Below are 21766 nucleotides of genomic sequence, written 5' to 3'. Positions count from 1 at the left end.
TGAACGCGGCGCTGTCATACCAGATGTCGGCGAGCGGCATGTCGCGGATGGTTTCGAACGACAGCGAAGGAATGGTTTCTGCCGTGCGACCAGCCGGTAGAGGACGGCGGTGACCCAGGCGGGGGCGGCGAGGAAGGCATCCGCCCGGCCGGCGGGCGCGGAGCGTTGTTCGCGCCACACGCCGAGGCGGGCCGCCGCCGCGAGGACCAGGGTGTACCGGTCGGCGAGGCCGAAGCTCTGCGGGCTGGACAGGGCCTCGCGGTCGCCCTCCGCGACCTTCTCGAACGCCTTCTTCAGCTCGGCGAGTTCACCGGTGAGGACGCGGGCCAGGAAGCGCAGGGCCGGCCCGCCCAAGCCGGTCTCGTCCGGCGGTTGCGCGGCTTCGAGGAGGTCGGTGCAGGCGACGAGGGTCGCGGCGAGCGGGTCGCCGTCACCGAGCAGCACGGGCTGGGACAGGTCCAGCGGCGGCAGCTCCCGGTCCGGCCGGAACAGGTCCGGCGGCGGCTCGGGGTCGGCGAACCAGGCGTGCCGTGCGAAGTACGGCAGTTGGGGCAGGATGCTGACCTGCCGCCCCGCGCTGCCCGCGTGCCCCAGCGAGGTGACCGGCAGGTCGCGCCGCTGCTTCTGGAACATCGCGTACGCGCCGTCCTGGGCGAACGTCTCCTCCCCGAGCACCGACGACATCTCGTCCATGCTCTCGGCCACGAGCTTCGGGGCGAGGTAGGCGGCGGCCGCCGCGTAGGCGCTCATCTGCCGGGGCAGCAGATGCAGGGCCCGGGTCGCGACCAGGGCGAGGCAGTCGATGATCAGCAGATCGAGGAAGCCGCCGGTGAGCACGTCCCGCACATGGCGCACGTCCAGCGACGAACGGCCGTCCGCCCGGCTGCGGCCCGCGAACCGGGCCACGGTGCGCAGGGCGGTGTCGGCGCCCGCGAGCACGATGGACGGGATGAGGCCCCGGATGAGCAGGGAGGAGCGCAGCGACAGCTCGTAGCCGTCGCCGACCTCCCCGAGCACAGCGCTGCGCGGGACGAGGCAGTCGGTGATCCGCAGTCCGCCGAACTCCGCGCTGCGCATGCCGGTCGTCGTGCGGCGGGCCAGGTTCTCCACGGCACCGGCCGGCAGCAAAAAGTTGCCGTTGGAGAGCATGACCGGGTTGGCCGCCTTGTCACCGATGATGGTGATCGTATAGGGCGCCAGAACGTCCGGGCGGTCGGGGAAGTAGGTGATGCGGCGGAAACCTTCGGCCTCGCACTGGGTGCAATAGATGCCGTTGGTGCGGTAAAGGCCCATCAGCTGCGTATTGGCTTCCGGGTTGATATAAGTGGTGACGGTGATCTCGAACGGCGCCTCGGCCGGCAGGTCACGGATCGTCAGAAGTTCCGGGGTCACGTCATACTGGCTTGCCGGCACTTCGCGCTGGTCGAACAGCAGGCCCGAAAGTTTCAGCTCGTCGCCATCCAGAACCAGCGGTGCCTGCGGATCGACGCCTTCGCGGCGGTGGAAGATCAGGCGCGCATCGACCTTGGTATTGGTCGGATCCAGTTCGAAGGTCAGATCGACGCGTTCAAGAACAAAGTCAGTGGGACGGTAGTCTGCCAGATTGACGATCTGACCCGTGTCTGTGCGCATGATCTTTCCTGGAAATAGCAAATATTAAAAGGCGGGTTTCTTGAGGCTGGCCAAGAGTTGACCTGATAATGGCAGCCAAAGCTGAACGATTGCTAAAATTCTGGACCATTGCTTCAAAAAGGTACAGTGCGTTTGTCTGCCTGCAATTGTCGGACTTTCGATAGCATAGATGGCACAGCATCTTTTATGCAGCCAATATATTGGTGTGCAGCCGTGATATCGCTACAAGTTCATGTGTGCCTGCGGGCGATGGCACGGGGCCTTTAGTTTGACCGGATACAGGCCTCCGGCAGTCAATCAGGAAATCCCTTTTGCGGCGTGCGAATTTTCGGGCCGCACGGCGTCAGCTTGCAAGACCGATGGCCGCAATGATGCCGATTTGTGCGGGAACAAGGCATGGACGACCGCAGCGTAAGAAGATGTGAACTCTTTTTCGCCATTGGTTGGCATAGCAACTGATTTGAACGTCCTGCAGGCGTTTCTCGGCCTGCCTTCACAACGAGTCCGAAATGGCACCCGAAGCGATCAATCCCCTCAAGGGCATCGCGCTGAAACTGTTTTCCGTCGTGGCCTTCCTCGGCATGCAGACCTGCATCAAGTCGGCCGGGCCGGATGTCGAGGCGGGACAGGTGACATTTTATCGCTCGGCCTTCGCGCTGGTGCCGATCATGGCCTATCTCGCCTTCCGCAGCGATCTGCGCGCGGCTTTTTACACCAACAACATGTTCGGTCATTTCAAGCGTGGCTTTCTCGGCATCGCCTCGATGGGCTTCGGCTTTTACGGCCTGGTCAAGCTGCCGCTGCCCGATGCGATCGCCATCGGCTATGCAACGCCGCTGATGGGCGTCGTCTGCGCCGCCGTGTTCCTGAAGGAGAAGGTACGCATCTATCGCTGGTCGGCGGTGGCGGTCGGCGTTTGCGGCGTGATGATCATTTCCTGGCCCAAACTTTCCATGTTCGACGATGGCGGTTTCGGCAATGCCCAGGCGATCGGCGCCGCCTCGGTCCTGATGTCGTCCTTCCTCGCCGGTTTCGCCGCCATTCAGACCCGGCAACTGGTCAGCACGGAAAAGACATCGACCATCGTGCTGTATTTCTCGCTCTCGGGCGCGATCTTCGCGCTCGTCACCATTCCCTTCGGCTGGTCGGCGCTAACCTTCTGGCAGGCATTCTTCCTGATCGCATCGGGTTTCTGCGGCGGCGTGGGACAATTGCTGCTGACCGAAGCCTATCGTAATGCCGATGTCTCGACGGTGGCGCCGTTCGACTATACCTCGATCCTGCTCGGCATTGTCATCGCCTTCATCCTGTTCGGCGATATCCCCACCGTGACCATGCTAATCGGCACGGCGATCACCGTCTCGGCGGGCATCTTCATCATCTACCGCGAACACAAGCTTGGGCTGGAGCGCAAGGCCGCCCGCAAGGCAACCCCGCCCGCCTGACCGCATGGCTGATAGATCAGCCTCGACGGCGCGACGCTTTCAGAAATGAATGCCGGTGTCGCATGGCGGCGACGTCTTGCTGCGGGTGGCCTGCGTGTACTGGCGCGAGGCGCTGATAGCGGTGCCGATATCGCGCAGGTTTTGACGCAGCGACCGCAGGGGGTGGAGGCTCATTTTCATCGGCTTGCTCCTTGCCGCCGGCGTCCGGGTGGGACGCACAAAAAATGCGCGGATGTTCCTAAGATCTTTGCATCGCTCGGAAGCGTAGCCCTACAAAGGCTTTACCGCGTCATGCGCATTGCATGGCGTTTCCGCTCGCGATCCGATCCGAAAAAGCGGGATGCACCGTATTGGAAGCGTCCTGCGTGCCGCCCGCCATTCACAAGGGAAGGCCGGCGCCTGGGAGTGGCCGGCCACTGCCCACCGGAAACTCAGCGCTCGCGAAAATCTGCGAAAACGGCGGTCGGACGGGTGAGCATGCCACGGCGGGCAAAGCCGGCTGCCGTCAGTTGCTCGTTGGTGGCCGAGCCGAAGTGGTGATAGCCTTCAGTCGTGCGCGCCGACAGGCCGGCAAACTGCAGGGTCTCGAAACCCGAATGGATCGGGCGGGTGTTCGTGGTCATTGCCTTGGTTCCTTAAACCAGAATTCCTCCCAAGACATGGCGGCAATATCGCAGTGCAGCGTGATTTTCGCAATGCACGCAAAGGAAGTGCAGCCATGCGGGTCACGCATGGCTCTTGTCATAAAACCTTAATCGATTATATTTCTGCCTGAATTTCGTTCAGTCTTGCCTTGAATTGCAGCAGATCCTGCCAGGCAAGCGCCTTGTTTGCAGGCGCAGCCATCAGATCCTGCGGGTGCAGGCTGGCCAGCGCCGGCAGGGTCAGCTGACCGAGTGTGACATCGCGGAAGGCGCCGCGAATCGAAAAGATGGACGCGTCGCCGCCAAGCAGACATTTCACGGTAAAGTTGCCGAGAAGCAGCAGCAGCCTCGGTTCGGCGAGCACTACCTGGCGCTCGATGAACGGCCGGCAGATTTCCATTTCGGCCGGCGAGGGCGTGCGGTTGCCGGGCGGCCGCCACGGCACGGCATTGGCAAGCAGCACGGTCTCGCGCGAAAGACCGATGGCGGAGAGCATGCGATCGAGCATCTGGCCCTGGCGGCCGGAAAAGGGCATGCCGTCGCGATCATCGTCGGCATTCGGCATGGGGCCGATCACCATGACGCCGGAGGATGGATTGCCGCTGGCAAACACGGTGGAGCGGGCGCCATGCTTCAAGTTGCAGCCCCCGAAGGCTTCCATCGCCACCTTCAGCTCGTCGAGCGAGCGGGCGCCGTCGGCGGCAAAACGCGCGGCGGCAATCGCCTGATCGTCGGGAATGGCTACGGGCGTGCTGGACGGGCGCGGTGGCGGCGGGGCGCGGCCGGGCAGGACCTTTGCCTGTGGAGAGGGCGACGGCGGGGCAGACGTGTCGCCGGCCTGTTGCTGCGGGGCGCCTTGGGCGGCGGGCGTCTGAAGCGGCGGGCGATTTGCCCGTGCCGCCTGCTGCTCGGCAAACTCGGCAAACCGATCCACCGGCGCGTCTTCCAGCATCCATTCGACGCCCGAATCCGCATAGAAATGCAGAAGGGCGGCAAGCTCTGCCGGGTCGAGATGGCTGGCGCTGGCGTTCATGGGCTTACCCTATAACACGATGGCTGCGGGTGAAAACCGCCTCGCCGCTGTCATGTGCGGAATGCCCGGCTTTATGCCGCCCATTCCTGCACATCACCGCTTTCGCCGATGAGCGCCAGTCCGTGGGCGATGGACAGCAATTCGCCACCGGTCTCGATCTTGGAGGCATCGAAACGCTCGGTGAAGATCTTGCGCACGGCCGGCACGAAGGACGTGCCGCCGGTCAGGAACACCTTGTCGACCTGATCGACCGCGGTGTTGGTCTTGGTCAGCACATCGTTGAGCGCGCCCTCGATCTTTTCCAGATCCGCCGCGATCCAGCTTTCGAAATCGGCGCGTTTCACGGTCTTGCGGCCGGCCTTGCCGAGTGGCGAAAAATGGAACTCCGCTTCTTCCGCACCCGACAGCGCCATCTTGGTGGCCGAGATCGCCTGATAGAGCGGATAGCCCTCGTCATGTTCGACGAGATCGATGAAAAGTTCCAGCTTGTCCGGGTCGGTGGCCGAGCGCACCAGCGATTTCAGGTCGGTGAATTCGCGCGTCGTCTTGAAGATCGACAACTGGTTCCAGCGCGAGAAGTTGGCGTAATAGCCGGCTGGCACATCGAGCAGCTTGTCGAAGCTCCTGAAATGCGTGCCCTTGCCGATTTCCGGCGCCACCAGTTGGTCAACCATGCGGGCGTCGAAATGATCGCCGGCAATGCCGACGCCGGAATGTCCGATCGGGGTTGCCTTGAGCTTGCCGGCAACCCGTTCGAAACGGATCAGCGAATAGTCCGTCGTGCCGCCGCCGAAATCGGCGACCAGAACGTTTGCGTCGCTTTTCAGCGTCTGGGCAAAATAATAAGCGGCCGCGACGGGTTCGTAGACGTAGTGGATTTCCGGGAAGCCAAGGCGGGTCAGAGCTTCGTTATACCGCTCCGTGGCGAGCGCCGGGTCCGGGTTGGCGCCGGCGAAATGCACCGGGCGACCGGCAACGAGGCGCGACACATCGGCCGGCCAGTGGCCGTCCGCATAGGTCTTCAGACGCTTCAGGAAAACCTCCATCAGGTCTTCGAAGGAATGGCGGCGGGCAAACACCTGCGTGCCCTGGAAGAGGGGGCTTGCCGCAAAGGTCTTGATCGACTGCAGGAAGCGCGCGTCACCGGGATTGTCGATGAACTGGCGGATGGCGGCCTGACCGGCTTCAACTTTCAGCGCCTGCGCGCCGAGCTGCGCATCCTTCATGAAGGACAGCGCGGTGCGCATGGAATCGGTCGTGCCGGCGCTGCTGGTGAACGACATGGAGTTGGTGGTGCTGCCGTCCTTGGACAATGCGAGAACAGTATTGGTCGTGCCGAAATCAAGCCCGAGCGCCCGTGACATGGCCGTGCTCCTGAAAAGGTCAGAAATGGATGGGACGGGGCCTTGCCCCGAACGACAAGGGCGCGCCAGAGCCGCCCGGAAATAGGAGCGCGCCTGATGCCACAGGGACTGCCGGATAGCAAGCCGTCAGCGCGGATTTCGATGGCCCGGATCGGTCTGCGCTTCGCCCGCACGCTCCATGATCCAGGCGCGAAAGGCATGCATGGCCGGGGTGACGATGCGCGATTTCAGCCGTGTCAGCCAGTATCTGCCAAGCGATACGGTGATATCGAACGGCTGCTCCAGATGGCCGCTCGCGATCTGGCGGGAAAACATCAGGGGCGGCGCCAGCGCCACACCAAACCCCTGCAATGCGGCATCGACCATCAGAACGGAACTGTCAAAAACCGGACCACGGATCGGCGGAGCGTTCATGCCCGCCTGCTCGAACCAGCGCGGCCATTCGTCGGCGCGATAGGAGCGCAGCAGGCGGTGGCCGACAATGTCTTCCGGGACTTTCAACTGGCCGGCGATCGAGGGCAGGCACAGCACCGACAACGGCGTCTCGATCAGCGGTTCAGCCTCGATATCGTGCCATGCGCCATTGCCGAACCGGATCGCGTAGTCCAGTCCCTCGGCGGCGATGTCGACGCGGTTGTTATTGGTGGACAGGCGCAGGTCGATGAACGGATGGCGTTCCAGAAAATCGTCGAGCCGGGGCAAAAGCCAGCCGGTGGTGAACGTGCCGACGGCGCCCACGGTGAGCACCTCGCGCAAATGCCCGCCCTCGAACCGTTCCAGCACGCCGGCCATGCGGTCGAACGATTCCTGCAGAATGGGCAGCATGGCAAGCCCTTCTTCGGTAATCATCAGCCCGCGCGGCAGGCGGCGGAACAGCGTTGCGCCGATGCGTTGTTCGAGCAGCTTCACCTGATGGCTGACGGCGGCCTGGGTGACGCAGAGTTCGATCGCCGCACGGGTGAAGCTCAGGTGGCGGGCGGCCGCCTCGAAGGCGCGCAGGGCATTGAGCGGCAGATGCGGACGAACCATGGTCGAGGCCTAGATAAATTTATGGCTCGCCGCAGATATCATCGTTTGATCGGGTCGTGCAACGGATCGTAGGAAAGGGCTAAGAAACCTTGGAGAACCGCCATGACCATGTGCAAACGATCCTATCTGGCCACCATCTTGCTCGGCCTTTCCGGCCTGGCCGCCAGCTTTTCAGCCACGCACGCCGCAGAGAAGGTGGAATGCACGGTCGTGATCGACGGGCAGAGCGGCGCGCCCATCCTGCGCGAAGGGCATTGCGACGAGCGCTTTTATCCGCAATCGACCTTCAAACTGCCATTGGCCATGATGGGCTATGACGCGGGCATTCTGATCGATGCACAAAATCCCCGTTGGCCCTATCAGGCCAAATTCAACCGTTCCAAGCGCGAGCAGCAGGACACCGATCCGACCATCTGGGAGCGGGATTCGATCGTCTGGTATTCGCAGGAGATCACCCGCAGGCTCGGGCCTAAAGCTTTTGCCAAATACGTGCGCGATTTCGGTTACGGCAATCGTGACGTTTCCGGCGGGCCGGGGAAAACGGATGGTCTGACCGAAGCCTGGCTGATGTCGTCGTTGAAAATCTCGCCGGATGAGCAGGTGGCGTTTCTCAAGCGTTTCCTCGACGGCAAACTGCCGATTTCGGCGACTGCTGGCGACAAGACCCGGGAGATCGTGCCGGTCTTCAAGGCTGCGGACGGCTGGGTGATCCGCGGCAAGACCGGGTCAGGCAGCCTGCGCGACAAAGCCGGCAAGCCGGATCGCAACCGGCCGATCGGCTGGTTCGTCGGCTGGGCCCAGCGAGAAGGACGCTCGGTGATTTTTGCACGCCTTCTGGTCGATACCCGGCCGCACAAGGATACGCCGATCAGTTATACCGTGCGTGACGGTTTGATCGCCGACCTTCCCGGGATCGTCGCCGGGGACTGACGGGTTTTGAGACCGATCCTAGGCCGATCGCCGCTCAGCGCAGGTGGCGCCGGGCGATCCAGAGGATCGCGGCGCCAATGACCGCGACGACTGCGCCGCGCAGGATCCAGGGTGACTGATCGATCATGAAGCTCGAGGCCGGGTAGGGGAAGATGCCGGTTCCCTGAGCGGCCCAGAGAAGGCCGGCCAGAAGCATCAGCAGGCCGAGGATTGTCAGAACGATCCGGACAAGGCGCATGGTCATCTTTCCCCCGACGAACAGGTCTGCATGTTACGATGCAGACCTGCTTTCGTCATGTCGGAAATTGCCGCAGGGTCAACGCCCGGTTTCGGCGTAATACCGGCTGATGAGCGAAACCGGATCGGCGGCTTCGGTGCCGCGGTCCAGAAGCGCGAGCCGTGCATCCGCGGTCGACATGCGGTCGATCAGGCTGGTCAGGACACGGTTCTGTGCAAGTTCGAGGGCACGCGCACGGGCCGGGTCCGTTTCGATCTTTTCCGGTTCCGCCAGCATGGTCTCATAGCGGGCGATGAGGCCGGTGATGCGCGACACCGCGTCGTTCCTGTAAACGGCGGGGCCGGGGGTTGCGACAATGTCACCAAGGTCGATCCCAGGCACCAGCGGGTCGGCCAGACCCAGCGGATCCTCGCCGAGATCTGGCGCCGATGGCAGCGACGGCATGCTGTCGTCGATGCCGGCGTCGTCAGCCGCGTCCGGGCCGGGGTCGGCCATGTCGGGCAGGGGGAGTTCGAAAGCGGGGTCGGTTTCGCCGGTCCCGGTGTCTGTGCCGGCCCCCGTCCCCGTGCCTGGCGGAGCTGCTTCCGTTTCCGGCGCATGCATCTCTGTGTCTTCGGCAACCGGTGCCGGCAGATAGGTTCCGTCGTCGCTGTCCATCGGCAGGCTGTTTTCCGTCGTGTCGGTCACGGGTGGGGCCGGCTGCGGCGCCGGGCTTGCGGGCGCCGTGTTTTCGGCAGGGCCTGCGGGTTTGGGAGGAGGAGAAGAACCACCCCCTCCCAATAGGGCATCCAGTAACATGAGTGTCTCCGATCGAATTATCGGAAACCCATTAGATCAAGGGCATTTAGGTATATTCAACTCACGTGTCGCAATTAAAGTAAAAAGCGAAGTTGTAACGAGTATCGTTCAATCTTCTACGGCGATGTTGCAACGATCCTCAACAGGAACCGGGATCGTTGCTTGAAATTTGTGACTATTTATCGGATTTAGACTTCGCGCCGACCTGGCTGCTATACGGATTTTGCGGCGCCTCCATCCACCCGCAGCATCGTGCCGGTAATGTAGCTTGCCGGTTGCGAGCACAAAAATGCCCCGGCGGCGGCAAATTCCTCGACCTTGCCGAGACGGCCGGCTGGGATGGTCTTCAACGAGGCGGCACGGATCTCCTCCACCGGCTTGCCTTGCCGCTTGGCATTGGCGCCGTCCAGTTCGTCTATGCGATCGGTATGGATGCGGCCCGGCAACAGCATGTTGACGGTAATGCCGGAATTGGCGACTTCGGTTGCCAGCGTCTTGTTCCAGCCGACCAGTGCCGAGCGCAGCGTGTTGGACAGCGCGAGATTGGCGATCGGCTCGAAAACGCCCGAAGAACCGACGGTGAGCACGCGACCCCAGCCCTGTTCCTGCATCTGCGGCAGAAGCGCGTTGGTGAGCGCGATCACCTTGAGAACCATTGTTTCGAAAAAGGTGGACAGCTTGTCCGCCGTCATTTCCGTGACGCCGCCCGGGGTCGGGCCGCCCGTATTGTTGACCAGAATATCGATGCCGCCCAGCTTTTGCCTGACCGCTTCGATCATGGTTGCGACGAAATTCTCGTCGGCGAGATCTCCCCAGACCCAATCGGCCCGGCCTTTGCCCTCGGCATTGATCGCCTTGCAGTTCTCCGCAAGCTTTTCCCCGGAGCGGCCGACCAGGAGCACGTTTGCGCCTTCGCGGGCAAGCGCGGTTGCAATGCCAAGCCCAAGGCCGCGTGACGAGGCGAGTACGAGCGCCCGCTTGCCGGCAATTCCAAGATCCATATCGCTGTTCCTTCCATCTGGCCTGCATGGTCCGTGCAGCAGTTATAGGGAGGCAATGCGAAGAGGCAAAGGGAACTTGCCGGGAGCGTATTGAGTTTGGTATTACGTGCACGTAAACGTAATATTATCCTGCCTTCAGGTGGGCTGGAAAGCGTGCGATCCGCATCGCTTTACCGGGTCGACAAGGCCTGCGGCTTTTGTCAAAGAAAAACGAGCGGATAGAACGCTGTGGGCGCAGCAAGGGAGCCAAGACAATGACCGAAGCGATGGAGCTTCCCGAGCGGGAATCAATGGAATTCGACGTGGTGATCGTTGGTGCCGGCCCGGCCGGACTGTCAGCGGCGATCCGTCTGAAACAGATCGATCCGGACCTCTCGGTCGTGGTTCTGGAAAAGGGTGCGGAAGTGGGCGCCCATATCCTCTCCGGCGCAGTGGTTGATCCCGCTGGCATCGATGCACTTCTGCCGGGCTGGCGCGAGGAGGAGGGGCATCCCTTCAAGACGAAAGTCACCGACGATCATTTCCTGCTGCTCGGCCCGGCAGGGTCGGTGCGGCTTCCCAATCTGCTGATGCCGCCGCTGATGAGCAATCACGGCAACTATATCGTCTCGCTTGGCAATGTCTGTCGCTGGCTGGCGGAAAAGGCGGAAGCGCTCGGTGTCGAGATCTATCCCGGCTTTGCCGCAACCGAAGTCCTGTACGATGAAAACGGTGCGGTGCGCGGTGTTGCGAGCGGCGACATGGGCATCGAGAAAGATGGCACGCCGGGCCCCAATTTCACCCGCGGGATGGAACTTCTGGGCAAATATACGCTGATCGGCGAGGGCGTGCGCGGTTCGCTGGCCAAACAGCTGATCCGGAAATTTGATCTGTCGAAAGACCGCGACGTCCAGAAATACGGCATCGGCATCAAGGAACTCTGGCAGGTCAAGCCGGAGAACCATAAGCAGGGGCTGGTGCAGCACTCGTTCGGCTGGCCGCTCGACATGAAGACCGGCGGCGGGTCCTTCCTCTATCATCTGGAGGACAACATGGTTGCGGTCGGCTTCGTCGTTCATCTGAACTACAAAAACCCCTATCTCCATCCGTTCGAGGAATTCCAGCGCTTCAAGACGCATCCGGCGATTGCCCGGACCTTCGAGGGCGGCAAGCGCCTCTCCTACGGTGCCCGCGCCATTGGCGAGGGCGGTTACCAGTCGGTGCCGAAACTGACCTTCCCGGGCGGCGCGCTGATCGGCTGTTCCGCGGGTCTCGTCAACGTGCCGCGCATCAAGGGCAGCCACAACGCCGTGCTGTCGGGCATGCTGGCGGCAGACAAGCTGGCGGCGGCGATCGCGGCCGGCCGGGCCAATGACGACGTGATCGAGATCGAGAACGAATGGCGCGCCGGTCCGATCGGCGCCGACCTCAAACGCGTGCGCAACGTCAAGCCGCTGTGGTCGAAGCTCGGCACGGTGTTCGGCGTGGCACTGGGCGGGCTCGACATGTGGACCAACCAGCTTTTCGGCTTTTCCGTCTTCGGCACGCTCAAACACGGCAAGACCGACGCGCAGGCGCTCGAGCCGGCGGACCGCCACAAACGCATCGATTATCCGAGGCCGGATGGCGTCCTGACATTCGACCGCCTGTCCTCGGTGTTCCTGTCCAACACCAACCACGAGGAGGACCAGCCGGTTCACCTTCAGGTCAGGGACATGGAGTTGCAGAAACGCTCCGAACACGACGTCTATGCCGGGCCCTCGACACGTTACTGTCCGGCCGGCGTGTACGAATGGGTCGAGAAGGATGGCGAGGAAGTCTATGTCATCAACGCCCAGAACTGCGTGCACTGCAAGACCTGCGACATCAAGGATCCCAACCAGAACATCAACTGGGTGCCGCCGCAGGGCGCGGAGGGGCCGGTGTATCAGAATATGTGAGGATGCGGCATGACCGGCGGGGCCGGACGAGCGAGCGGGTTCGAGAGGCAGCCCGGCGGACTTAGCCAGCCCACCTGATCGGCAACGGCAGGCGGCCGGGTCGTCGGGCGCAGGCGGGCGGTCACATGGGCCGGCCGGGTCTCTCTGCCGGGTCTGGCCGGCGGCTCTGGCGGCTGACGTTGTCGGCTCGGGCGGGTGATGCGCAAACCCGTTGCACCCGCAGCGTCACGGCGGCGCTTGTAGACTGAAGCGTCCGCCTTGACTTCGGCGCGCCCTGCCGAAGATAACGGCTGAACCACATCGAAGCTGCGGGCAGGGCGAGGGCATGGCTGCGAAACGATCGATCCTCATGCTGCTGCTTGCCGCGATCGTGATGATGGTGGGAACGAAAATACCGCTTCCCGGCCTCGATACCGCCGCGGCCGCAGCCCGGATGTCCGGTGGTGACGGCGCGCTTTCGCGTCTTTCGATCTTCGCGCTCGGCCTGATGCCGCTCTATAATGCGCTGGCGCTGGTGGAAATCGGCCGGCTGTTTCTGGCAAGGGGCGCAGGCCGGAACCGGCACTCCGGTCCGGTCGAAACGGCGATTGCCGGCGTGCTGGCCTTGGGCGTGACGGCGCTTCAGGGATACGGGATCGTGCAGGCGCTGGCCGCCATGGGGATGCTCAACGGGACCTCGCCGATGGTCGGGATCGCGACCTATATGGGTGCCACCGCCGTGACCCTGTTCCTTTGCTACCACCTCCGCATTGCCGGTTTCCGCAACGGTTTTTGGGCGCTGTGGTCGGTCCCGGCTTTGATCGGCCTGCCGGGGCAGGTGTCTGATGCGGCGGCATTGATGCAAACCGGCGCGATTTCTGCCTTGCCACTGCTGATCTTCGCCATTCAGCTGGCACTGTCGGTCGCGGCGATCGTCTTCATGACCCGCACGTGGGAGACTGTAGCCACGCACGGCTCGGGGGAGGTTGGCGAGCGCCGCGCCGCGCCGCGTGAAATTCTCATCTGGCCGGCTGTGCTGGCGAGCGTGGTCGCAGGCTATCTGCTCACACTTCTGGCCGTTCTTGCGCCGGCGGCCGTCAACGGGGTTGATATCCTCATTCTCCAGGCGATCGTCCTTGCCGTCACCTGCGCTCTCATCCCGGTCTTCGTCGCTGTCTATCTGCGGTCGATCGACCTCGTTTCGACGCCGGATCGGCCGTTTGCTCCGGTTGTGTTTGTCGTCGTGGCCGTCCAGGTTCTGCTGGTCGTTTCCGGTGGCGTGTTGAGCGTCTGGGTCGGTCTGCCCCTGGGATTGGGATTCTCCTCGCTTCTGGCCATCGGCCTAACGATCGAGGCGCTGCTGTTCGCAATCCCGTCGGCCCGCTCTGCCACTGGGCGCGCATGACCGGGACGTGAATGCATCGCGGCACCACGTTAGCGTTTGATTAACCATGAATTCCTAATCCTTGGCCATCTTTCCGACTCACCAAGGACACGTTTCATGTCGATTTCCCGCCGCGGCCTGATGTTCGGCCTGCCGCTGTTTCTGGCCGGATGCAGCGCCACGACCGTCAATCAGCAGACCAATTACGCGGCGCTGCCGAACGAGCCGTTTCCGATGAAACAGGTACCGATCGACCGCATCGCACCGGAACTGCGTCGCCAGGAAGTCGCCTATGCCTCCGCTTACGCGCCCGGCACGGTCGTCGTGGATACGCCGGCGCGGCGGGCCTATTTCATCCTCGATGGCGGCCGTGCCATCCGCTATGGCGTCGGCGTCGGTCGCGCCGGGCTGGCGCTTGCCGGCGATGCCTATGTCGGGCGCAAGGCCGAATGGCCGACGTGGACGCCGACCCTCAACATGCAGCGCCGCGAACCGCGCTACCGCAAGCTTGCCGGCGGCATGCCGGGTGGCCCGAACAACCCGCTCGGGGCCCGCGCCATCTATCTCTATCGCGGCGGCAACGACACGCATTTCCGCATCCATGGCACCAACCAGCCGGAATCCATCGGCCATGCGATGTCGAGCGGCTGCATCCGCATGATGAACCACGACGTTATCGACCTCTACGCCCGTATCAAGACCGGCGCACGGGTCGTCGTCATCCAGGCAACCGCCTGATCCTTTGCCACGTCAGGCAGAGGCCCGCCGCACTTTGTGCTGCGGGCTTGGCGGATCACCGCGATTTCCAGGCGACCACCATCAGGCCGCCGATCACGGTGATGTGCTCGGCCACGATGTGGAACTCCATCGTCCGCATCGGCTCCTCCATCGTCCAGAAATGATGGACGAGCGGAATGGTGAGCGCGGTAAAGACGGCAAGCGCTGCCGCGCCGAGCCATGTCCAGCGATTGAGGATGATAAGCACCGACCCGCCGATCTGCGTGACGATGGTGGCGATGTTGAAGACGACCGCCGGTTCCAGCCCGAAATGCGCCATTTCGGCGACCCCGGCGTTGAAGTCGATCAGCTTCGACAGCCCGCTTCCCCAAAAGGCGAAGGTGAGCAGGATGCGGGCGAGATAGCCGAATACGGTCGATCCGGTCAGTGCATCGAACGGATTACCGAACGAATTGGTCTGTGCTGTTGCCATGATGTCCCCCTCAGACGTTGACGAGCGACTATGACATCTTGCGCCTCATAGATAAAGTGCACTCCCTGGACAATGCACCTATATCGCGAAGCCGTTCAGAAGCCCGACAGAACCAGCTTGCCGCGGGTCGTACCGCTTTCGATCAGGGCATGCGCCTTTTTCAGATTGTCCGCATTGATAGGACCGAGCACGTCCGCAAGCGTGGAGCGGATGCGCCCGGCATCGACGAGTTCGGCGACATGGGTCAGAAGCTTGTGCTGCTCGATCATGTCGGCGGTTTGGAAAACGGGACGCGCGAACATCATTTCCCAATGAACCGACAGGCATTTGCGCTTGAAAAGACGCAGGTCCACCACTTCGGCGGGGTCGTCGATCAGCGCCATCCGGCCCTGCGGCGCGATCAGGTCCAGTATATCGGGAAGGTGCTTGTCGGTCTGGGTGAGGGAAAAGACGAAACCCGGCTGGCCGATGGCCATGGCGGCCAGTTGCGGCGCCATCGGTTTCGAATGGTCGATGACGTGATGGGCGCCCAGTTCGCGCACCCATGCCTGACTTTCCGGCCGGGAGGCCGTGGCGATGACGGTGACGTCCGAAAGGGCGCGTAGAAGCTGGATGGCGATCGAACCGACGCCGCCGGCAGCGCCGACCAGCAGAACCGCATTCCAGGCGCCGGCGACCTTGTTCTCCACCTTCATGCGGTGGAACAGCGCTTCGTAAGCCGTGATCGCCGTCAGCGGCAGCGCGGCCGCCTCCTCGAAGCCGAGCGTTTTCGGCTTCATCCCGACAATGCGCTCATCGACCAGATGAAACTCGGCATTGGTGCCGGGACGATCGATCGCGCCGGCATAGTAGACCGCATCGCCGGGCCGGAACAGCTTCACGCCCGGGCCGACGGCCTTCACGACGCCGGCGGCGTCATAGCCGAGAACCCTGAACTGGCCGGGCTCGACCTCGGCGCTCCTGCGCACCTTGGTATCGACCGGATTGACGGAGACGGCGCGGATTTCCACCAGCAGGTCGCGGCCCTGCGGATCGGGCTCGGGCAGGTCGATATCGACAAGAGCGGTTTGCGAAGTGATCGGCTGGCTGTGGTTGAACCCGACGGCGCGCATTCTGTTCTCCCTGGTCTGACTGGCGGGGAACATGGCCTGCCGAACGGCGTGTGGCAAGCGGTTGGCCGGGGTGCGGGGCGCCCGACGATGCGCCGCACCCGGTTCAGGCCGCGGCGGTCTTTTTCTCCAGCGTCATCGAGGTGAGGAAGACGAGAAAACCACCGGCTGACAGGAAGGCGCCGACATAGCCGGTGGCGGCAAATCCCCAACCCATCGCGATCACCAGTCCGCCGAGCCAGGCGCCGAGCGCATTGGCGATGTTGAAGGCGGAATGGTTGGAGCCGGCCGCCAGCGTCTGCGCGTCGGCGGCGACGTCCATCAGCCGCGTCTGCAGCGCCGGGCCGGCAGCAAACCCGCAGCCGATCAGGAAGACGCACAGGCACAGCACGACGGGATGCTGCGCGGCAAGGCCGAACACGGTCATGACGACGACGTTGAACAGCATCGTGCCGCCGATCGTGCCGGTGAGCGACACGTCGGCGAGGCGCGAGCCGACGATATTGCCGACATTCATGCCGATGCCGAACAGGGCAAGCACGATGGATACCATGGCGACCGGCAGGCCGGCGGTCTGCGTCGTCGTATGGGCGATGTAGGAGAATACCGAAAACATGCCGCCGAAACCGACGGCGGCGATGCCGAGCGTCAGCCAGACCTGGCCGCGGGCAAAAGCCCCCAGTTCGCGGCGCACGCTGGCGCCTTCTGCAACCGTGTCACGCGGCTGGAACGACCAGAGCAGGGCGACGGTCAGCGCGGCGATGAAGCCGACCAGGTAGAAGGCGGCGCGCCAGTTCAGCCACTGACCGAGCAGGTTGGCGATCGGCGTGCCGACCAGCGTGGCGATGGTGAGCCCGAGCATGACGCGGCCGACGGCGCGCGCCCGCTTGTTGGGCGGCACCATGGATGCGGCGACCAGCGCCGCCACCCCGAAATAGGCGCCGTGCGGCAGGCCGGTGATGAAGCGCAGCACGGTGAATGTGTAGAAATCCGGCGCCATCGCGCTCAGGACGTTGCCGAGCGCAAACACGCTCATCAGCGCCAGGAGCAGGGTGCGCCGCGTCATCTTGGCGGCGAGCACCGCAATGATGGGGGCGCCGACGACCACGCCCAGCGCATAGGCGCTGATGACATGGCCGGAAACCGGCACGCTGACGTCGAAGGTTTTCGCGACGTCGGGCAACAAGCCCATGATGACGAATTCGCCGGTACCGATGCCGAACCCTCCCACGGCAAGCGCGATCTCGATGAGAAGGATGGCCAGAGGAGACAAGGCCGAAGCCTCGCCGCGAACGGATGCGGTCATGTGCATGTCTGTATCGGTCATGTTGGGTGGCGCGTTAAGCGCAAAAAGAACGGGCAAAGCCGTGAAGCTCGCCCGCGCTGGAGGTTAGATCATGGAATGATCGTGATAAAACGCTAACACAGGATTGCGCCTTGCGGTAGAGCGCAACGAATCATGTCATCAAAATCACGCAAATGTGTTGCCTGTTTGCAAAAACAGTTTTTGTCGCGCCGCATCTTGCTAAGTGGTCGCCTCGCAACCAATTCCTGATAACCCTTGCGTGGCCCGGACAATGCGAAAGAACCCATGAAGCTCATAGCCATCTTCAACCGCGACGGCGGCACATTTCGCACAACGGACATGGAAGCCTATGCCGGGCGCGCGCAGGAAGTGTTCAGCGCTGCCGGGCATGAGATCGACTGCCGCGTCGTCGCCGGCAGCGAGATCGTTGAGGCGATGGAGCGGGCCGCCAACGAGCCGGGCGTCGAGGGCCTGATCGCCGGCGGCGGCGACGGCACCATGTCGGCGGCAGGCGCGATTGCCTGGCGTCACGGGCTGGCGCTCGGCGTGGTGCCGGCCGGCACGATGAACCTGTTTGCCCGCTCGCTCAAACTGCCGCTCGACATTTTCCAGGTTCTCGATGTGCTCGCGAAAGGCCACGTCCTGCATGTCGATATCGCCACCGCCAACGACCACACGTTCATCCACCAGTTTTCCGCCGGCATGCACGCGCGCATGGTGCGCTACCGCGACAGCATGAATTTTGCCTCGCGGCTGGGCAAGATGCGGGCAAGCACCCGCGCCGCCCTGGGCGTCGTCTTCAATCCGCCGGTCTTTGAGGTGGAGTTTTCGACAGGCGAGAACGCCGGGCATCACAAGGTCTCTGCAATTTCGGTTTCCAACAACGAATTCGGCCGCGACGCTTTGATGTATGCCGACGATCTGACGGGCGGCATGTTGGGATTTTATTTCGCCGAGCCGCTCACGCCGCCCAGGGCGATGAAGCTGTTTTTCGATATCCTGCGTGGCCGGCTGAAGGAAAACCCCGCCGTCACGGCGATGACGGCGCGCGAGATCGATCTGCATTTTCCCAAAACGCGCCATGACGTGCGCTGCGTCATCGATGGCGAACTTCTGCCGATGGCGCGCGACGTGCATCTACGCATTCACGCCGGCGAACTGAAGGTTCTGGTGGCGCCGCCGGCCATGTAAGCGACGCTACCGGCCAGCGATTTGCGGGTCAAAACTCGGCGCCGGCCTTAAGGGCCTTTTAACTGCCTGCGCCTAGCGTCCGGTCATCCCTTCGGGTGTCCAGGCAGAAGGCATGACCGCCTTCCATTCCTGTCCGAATGTAACGGGCCGAGATGATGAGTATTGCGTATCCTTCGATCCTGTCGACCGGTTCCGGCGTGCCGGATGCCGATATCCCGTTCGAATTTCCGGAATTTGCCGCCAGTTGCGAAGAGGCCAAGGCCGGCATTGCCGCAACCCTGGCCGGCCGGGCCGATCTTCGCCGCCGGCTGGAGCAGCAGACCCGCGACCTGAAACGCCGCAATCCGCGCATGCCAAAACGGCAGGCAGCGCATATCGCGCTTGTCGAAGTGCTGAACGAATGGCGCGAGGATTTTCCCCCGCAGGAATTCGTCGTCCAGACGGATCTGGGGGATGGCGCCATCGCCATCGATACGATCTCCTGCGCCGAAAAGATGCGGGCGAAGCGGATGCTGGCCGAACTTTTGGAAACGCCCGCCCAGGCCGCTGAAAGACGCGCCGCGAGCGAGGCGCGCGCGGATGTCTTCACGGCGCGAGCGCATGGGCAGATCGTCTCAGCGCTGCTGTTCGGCAGCAACTGAGATGCCCTCGGCGAGATAATTGTCGCTTACTAAAAGGTGCCTACTTTCCATAAGAGAGTCATCGGCCTAGTTTCCGGGCATCACAAGTGCACGGAGCATCATCATGGATTTCTCGAAAGCAACCATCCTCATCACGGGCGGCAATTCCGGCATTGGGCGGGGCCTGGCCGAAGCGCTCGCATCGCGCGGCGCGCAGGTCATCATAACCGGCCGCAACGAAGCGACGATTGACACAACGCTTGCCGCCAATCCCGGCATGAAGGGCTACGTGCTCGACGTCACCAATGCTTCTGACATTGCCGCCTTTGCGGCCCGCATCGTAACGGACCATCCCGGCCTCAATGCCGTCATCCACAATGCCGGCATCATGGTCGTGGAGGATGTTCTGGCGGAACCCTTCGATCTCGACATCGTGCAGCGGACGGTGGCAACCAATCTTCTTGCGCCGATCCAGCTGACGGCGGCGCTCATGCCGCATCTGAAGACCAAACAGGAAGCGGCAATCGTCACCGTTTCCTCCGGTCTTGCCTTCGTGCCGCGGGCCAATACCCCGACCTATAGCGCGACCAAGGCCGCCATCCATTCCTGGACGCAGTGCATGCGCCACGAACTGCGAAATACCGCGATCGCCGTGGTCGAACTCGCGCCGCCGCTGGTTGCGACCGACCTGACGCCGGGGCAATCCGCCAATCCGAATGCGATGCCGCTCGATGCCTTCGTGAGCGAGGCCGTGGAATTGCTTTGCGCCGACGAGACGCCGAAGGAGGCGCTGGTCGAGCGCGTCATGCGCCAGCGCCGCGCCGAACAGAACGGCACGTTCGACGCCGTCTTTGCAATGATCAATCCCGGCTGATCGATCGCCGCCGATCAATCCACGCGTTAAACAGGTGCCCGTGCCGCATGGCGCGGGCATCCGCTCGTTCATCCGCAAACGTTCAGGCTTTACATTCGCAAGGACCGGCTGCGCTGCGGTTCATTCCGCCTCGTCGAAACGCGCACGCGCGTCATCGACCGCCTTGTGGTTCTCGAGCGCCCAGATCCAGACATTGCAGAAGGCAGCCCCCAGTGTCATGCCGAGGGGCGACAGCGTGTATTCCACTTTCGGGGGCACGCTGGGATACAGAGTGCGCACCACAAGCCCGTCACGCTGCATGCGTCTCAGGGTCTGGGTCAGCATTTTCTGGCTGATGCCGGTCACCTGGCGGGCAAGTTCGGAAAAGCGCAGCGTGCCGGAATCCCATAGCGTATCCAGAATGGTCACCGTCCACTTGTCGGCAAAGCCGGACATCATCTCGCGCACCAGCGTTTCGATGGCCGGATCGACATTCGCGGGGTAATCGCGTGCCTTGTAGGTCTCGGCCCTGGCCAGATCGGCCTTGGAATAGATCGGCGCGCCTGCCATGACGTTCACCATGCTCCCGGTTTGTTACTCTCTTTTGGAGACCTAGTCGACCGAGGCAGGCGTTGCAAGACTCTTCCAGTCCTCAGAGACGCGGCAGATAGGTGCGGTAGTCGAAATCGCTGACGGTGCGCAGATGCGCGATCGCTTCCTTTCGCTTGGTATCGCCGAACAGCTTTTGATAGCGGGTGCCGAACGTGTCGCGGATGAAGGCGGAGGCGGAAAAATCCTCGACGGCCGTGAGGAAATCGTGGGTCAGCCTCGGCGTTCCTGGCGGCACGTCCTTGCCCGGTTCCGTCATCGGGCCTGGATCGAGACGGTCATCGAGGCCAAGCAGCATGCCCCCCAGGATTGCCGCCAGCAGCAGATAGGGATTGGCATCGGCGCCGGCGACGCGGTGTTCGATGCGCGCACCCGGTCCCGCGGTTTCGGGAATGCGGATCGCCGTGCCGCGATGACCGATGCCCCAGTCGATATCGACCGGCGCGAACGAACCCGGCTGGAACCGGCGATAGGAATTGGCATGCGGCGCGAAGATCAACTGCGCCTCGCGCATGGTGGCAAGCATGCCGGCGGTGACGGATCTGAGAAGTGCCGGATCGCCGTCCCCTGCGTCGAGAATGTTTCGTCCCTGCGCGTCGAGAATGCTGGCGTGCACATGCAGGCCTGAACCGGCGTGCTCGCTGTAAGGCTTGGCCATGCAGGTCGATTTCAGCCCGTGTCTTTTGGCCGCCTGCTCGGCAATGCGCTTGAGATAGAGGCAGTCATCGGCCGCGGCCAGCGCATCGGCGCGGTGTTTGAGGTTGATTTCGAACTGGCCGGGCCCGAATTCCGCGGTCGTGGCGTCGCCCGGCAGGTTCATTGCCTCGATATAGGCACGCATGGTTGCCAGATAATCGTCGAGCGCATCGGTGGCGCGCATGTCGTAGAGCTGGAACCCGTTCGGGTCGTTGCGGTAGGTGAGGTTTGCCGGTGGCTGCGGTCTGCCGGTCTCGCGCCAGTCGTCTTCGACCACGTAGAATTCGAGTTCCGTCGCGACCACCGGCTTCAGGCCACGCGCCTCGAATTTCGCAACGACCGAAGCGAGAATGGCACGCGGGTCCATGAAGCTCGCAGCACCGGTCAGTTCATGCATCGTCGCCAGCACCTGGCTCGAACCTTCCGGCGCCCAGGGCATGGCGACATGGCTGCGTGGGTCCGGCATGCAGGTGCCGTCGGGATCGCCCAGCGCCAGCGACAGCCCGGTGATGTCGTCATTGTCGTCGCCCCAGATATCGAGCGACTGGGTCGACGTCGGCAGCCGCACGGTGCCCGCCCAGATCTTTTCCGCCGCATCGAGCGGCAGCCGCTTGCCGCGCAGATCGCCATTCATGCCGACGATCAGGATTTCGATACGGGGAAGGGAATTGTCCGGGGCCATGCGATGCCGTCGTTTAGCTGTTGCAGTGGCCCGTTGGTAGCAACTAAGACAGGGCTGCACAATTGCCGGCGTGCCGATGCGCCGCCCGAACGGA

Annotated in this window: 21 protein-coding genes and 1 pseudogene; 8 read left to right on the top strand and 14 right to left on the bottom strand. The window is 63.1% G+C overall.

Annotated features, from left to right (window positions below; translation table 11 throughout):
- Window positions 1-1632, bottom strand: a pseudogene (locus ACQKKX_RS13450) (hypothetical protein); the annotation flags it as partial.
- A 509-nt stretch (window positions 1633-2141) separates the two neighbouring features.
- Between ACQKKX_RS13450 and ACQKKX_RS13445 the strand changes: the two are divergent.
- A complete protein-coding gene (locus tag ACQKKX_RS13445) occupies window positions 2142-3077 on the top strand; it encodes a DMT family transporter (RefSeq protein WP_427571186.1) in 936 nt (311 codons plus the stop codon).
- Between the two features lie 39 nt (window positions 3078-3116).
- Here ACQKKX_RS13445 and ACQKKX_RS13440 read toward each other — a convergent pair whose 3' ends face one another.
- From ACQKKX_RS13440 to ACQKKX_RS13420, 5 genes are all read right to left on the bottom strand, one after another.
- Complete coding sequence (locus tag ACQKKX_RS13440; RefSeq protein ID WP_427571185.1) at window positions 3117-3257, bottom strand: hypothetical protein; 141 nt, start codon at window positions 3255-3257, stop codon at window positions 3117-3119.
- A 251-nt stretch (window positions 3258-3508) separates the two neighbouring features.
- On the bottom strand, window positions 3509-3700 hold the full coding sequence (locus tag ACQKKX_RS13435) for a hypothetical protein (RefSeq protein WP_427571184.1): 192 nt from the start codon (window positions 3698-3700) through the stop codon (window positions 3509-3511).
- 136 nt (window positions 3701-3836) lie between these two features.
- Window positions 3837-4754: a uracil-DNA glycosylase gene (locus tag ACQKKX_RS13430; RefSeq protein ID WP_427571183.1), complete on the bottom strand. Its 918-nt coding sequence runs from the start codon at window positions 4752-4754 to the stop codon at window positions 3837-3839.
- A 71-nt stretch (window positions 4755-4825) separates the two neighbouring features.
- The gene (locus ACQKKX_RS13425) at window positions 4826-6118 is read right to left on the bottom strand and encodes an Hsp70 family protein (RefSeq protein WP_427571182.1); all 1293 of its coding nucleotides are present in this window, start codon (window positions 6116-6118) and stop codon (window positions 4826-4828) included.
- 126 nt (window positions 6119-6244) lie between these two features.
- On the bottom strand, window positions 6245-7147 hold the full coding sequence (locus tag ACQKKX_RS13420) for a LysR family transcriptional regulator (protein ID WP_427571181.1): 903 nt from the start codon (window positions 7145-7147) through the stop codon (window positions 6245-6247).
- Window positions 7148-7249: 102 nt separating this feature from the next.
- Here ACQKKX_RS13420 and blaOXA point away from each other — a divergent pair, with 102 nt between their 5' ends.
- Entirely contained in the window at window positions 7250-8077 is an 828-nt protein-coding gene (blaOXA, locus tag ACQKKX_RS13415; protein WP_427571180.1) for a class D beta-lactamase, read from the top strand.
- A gap of 34 nt (window positions 8078-8111) precedes the next feature.
- On the opposite strand, the gene ACQKKX_RS13410 is transcribed toward blaOXA, so the two are convergent.
- The 3 genes from ACQKKX_RS13410 to ACQKKX_RS13400 form a co-directional block, all read right to left on the bottom strand.
- Window positions 8112-8315, bottom strand: coding sequence for a hypothetical protein (locus ACQKKX_RS13410; RefSeq protein ID WP_427571201.1), 204 nt, complete (start codon window positions 8313-8315; stop codon window positions 8112-8114).
- A gap of 78 nt (window positions 8316-8393) precedes the next feature.
- Window positions 8394-9002, bottom strand: a complete 609-nt coding sequence (locus ACQKKX_RS13405; protein ID WP_427571179.1) for a hypothetical protein — start codon at window positions 9000-9002, stop codon at window positions 8394-8396.
- A 323-nt stretch (window positions 9003-9325) separates the two neighbouring features.
- A complete protein-coding gene (locus tag ACQKKX_RS13400) occupies window positions 9326-10114 on the bottom strand; it encodes an SDR family oxidoreductase (RefSeq protein WP_427571178.1) in 789 nt (262 codons plus the stop codon).
- 254 nt (window positions 10115-10368) lie between these two features.
- Here ACQKKX_RS13400 and ACQKKX_RS13395 point away from each other — a divergent pair, with 254 nt between their 5' ends.
- The 3 genes from ACQKKX_RS13395 to ACQKKX_RS13385 all read left to right on the top strand — a co-directional run bounded on the left by ACQKKX_RS13395 (window position 10369) and on the right by ACQKKX_RS13385 (window position 14134).
- Window positions 10369-12033 (top strand): 4Fe-4S dicluster domain-containing protein, encoded by a 1665-nt coding sequence (locus tag ACQKKX_RS13395; protein WP_427571177.1) that lies wholly within the window; start codon window positions 10369-10371, stop codon window positions 12031-12033.
- Between the two features lie 325 nt (window positions 12034-12358).
- Window positions 12359-13417, top strand: coding sequence for a preprotein translocase subunit SecY (locus tag ACQKKX_RS13390; protein WP_427571176.1), 1059 nt, complete (start codon window positions 12359-12361; stop codon window positions 13415-13417).
- Between the two features lie 96 nt (window positions 13418-13513).
- A complete protein-coding gene (locus tag ACQKKX_RS13385; protein WP_427571175.1) occupies window positions 13514-14134 on the top strand; it encodes a L,D-transpeptidase in 621 nt (206 codons plus the stop codon).
- A 55-nt stretch (window positions 14135-14189) separates the two neighbouring features.
- Here ACQKKX_RS13385 and ACQKKX_RS13380 read toward each other — a convergent pair whose 3' ends face one another.
- The 3 genes from ACQKKX_RS13380 to ACQKKX_RS13370 form a co-directional block, all read right to left on the bottom strand.
- A complete protein-coding gene (locus ACQKKX_RS13380) occupies window positions 14190-14606 on the bottom strand; it encodes a DoxX family protein (RefSeq protein ID WP_427571174.1) in 417 nt (138 codons plus the stop codon).
- Between the two features lie 95 nt (window positions 14607-14701).
- Window positions 14702-15718, bottom strand: coding sequence for a zinc-binding alcohol dehydrogenase family protein (locus ACQKKX_RS13375; RefSeq protein ID WP_427571173.1), 1017 nt, complete (start codon window positions 15716-15718; stop codon window positions 14702-14704).
- 103 nt (window positions 15719-15821) lie between these two features.
- Window positions 15822-17042 carry an MFS transporter gene (locus ACQKKX_RS13370; RefSeq protein ID WP_427571172.1) on the bottom strand — a complete coding sequence of 407 codons (1221 nt, stop codon included), beginning with the start codon at window positions 17040-17042 and terminating at the stop codon, window positions 15822-15824.
- Window positions 17043-17306: 264 nt separating this feature from the next.
- On the opposite strand from ACQKKX_RS13370, the gene ACQKKX_RS13365 reads away from it, so the two are divergent.
- From ACQKKX_RS13365 to ACQKKX_RS13355, 3 genes are all read left to right on the top strand, one after another.
- Window positions 17307-18212: a diacylglycerol/lipid kinase family protein gene (locus ACQKKX_RS13365; protein WP_427571171.1), complete on the top strand. Its 906-nt coding sequence runs from the start codon at window positions 17307-17309 to the stop codon at window positions 18210-18212.
- A gap of 155 nt (window positions 18213-18367) precedes the next feature.
- The gene (locus ACQKKX_RS13360) at window positions 18368-18853 is read left to right on the top strand and encodes a hypothetical protein (protein WP_427571170.1); all 486 of its coding nucleotides are present in this window, start codon (window positions 18368-18370) and stop codon (window positions 18851-18853) included.
- 103 nt (window positions 18854-18956) lie between these two features.
- Window positions 18957-19706: an SDR family oxidoreductase gene (locus tag ACQKKX_RS13355; RefSeq protein WP_427571169.1), complete on the top strand. Its 750-nt coding sequence runs from the start codon at window positions 18957-18959 to the stop codon at window positions 19704-19706.
- Between the two features lie 120 nt (window positions 19707-19826).
- Here ACQKKX_RS13355 and ACQKKX_RS13350 read toward each other — a convergent pair whose 3' ends face one another.
- Complete coding sequence (locus ACQKKX_RS13350; RefSeq protein ID WP_427571168.1) at window positions 19827-20255, bottom strand: winged helix-turn-helix transcriptional regulator; 429 nt, start codon at window positions 20253-20255, stop codon at window positions 19827-19829.
- An 82-nt stretch (window positions 20256-20337) separates the two neighbouring features.
- On the bottom strand, window positions 20338-21672 hold the full coding sequence (locus ACQKKX_RS13345; protein ID WP_427571167.1) for a glutamine synthetase family protein: 1335 nt from the start codon (window positions 21670-21672) through the stop codon (window positions 20338-20340).
- Window positions 21673-21766: the final 94 nt, after the last annotated feature.

Source organism: Neorhizobium sp. NPDC001467 (assembly GCF_050275975.1).
Classification (GTDB): Bacteria; Pseudomonadota; Alphaproteobacteria; order Rhizobiales; family Rhizobiaceae; genus Neorhizobium.
This window is presented reverse-complemented; position numbering and strand designations above follow the sequence as displayed.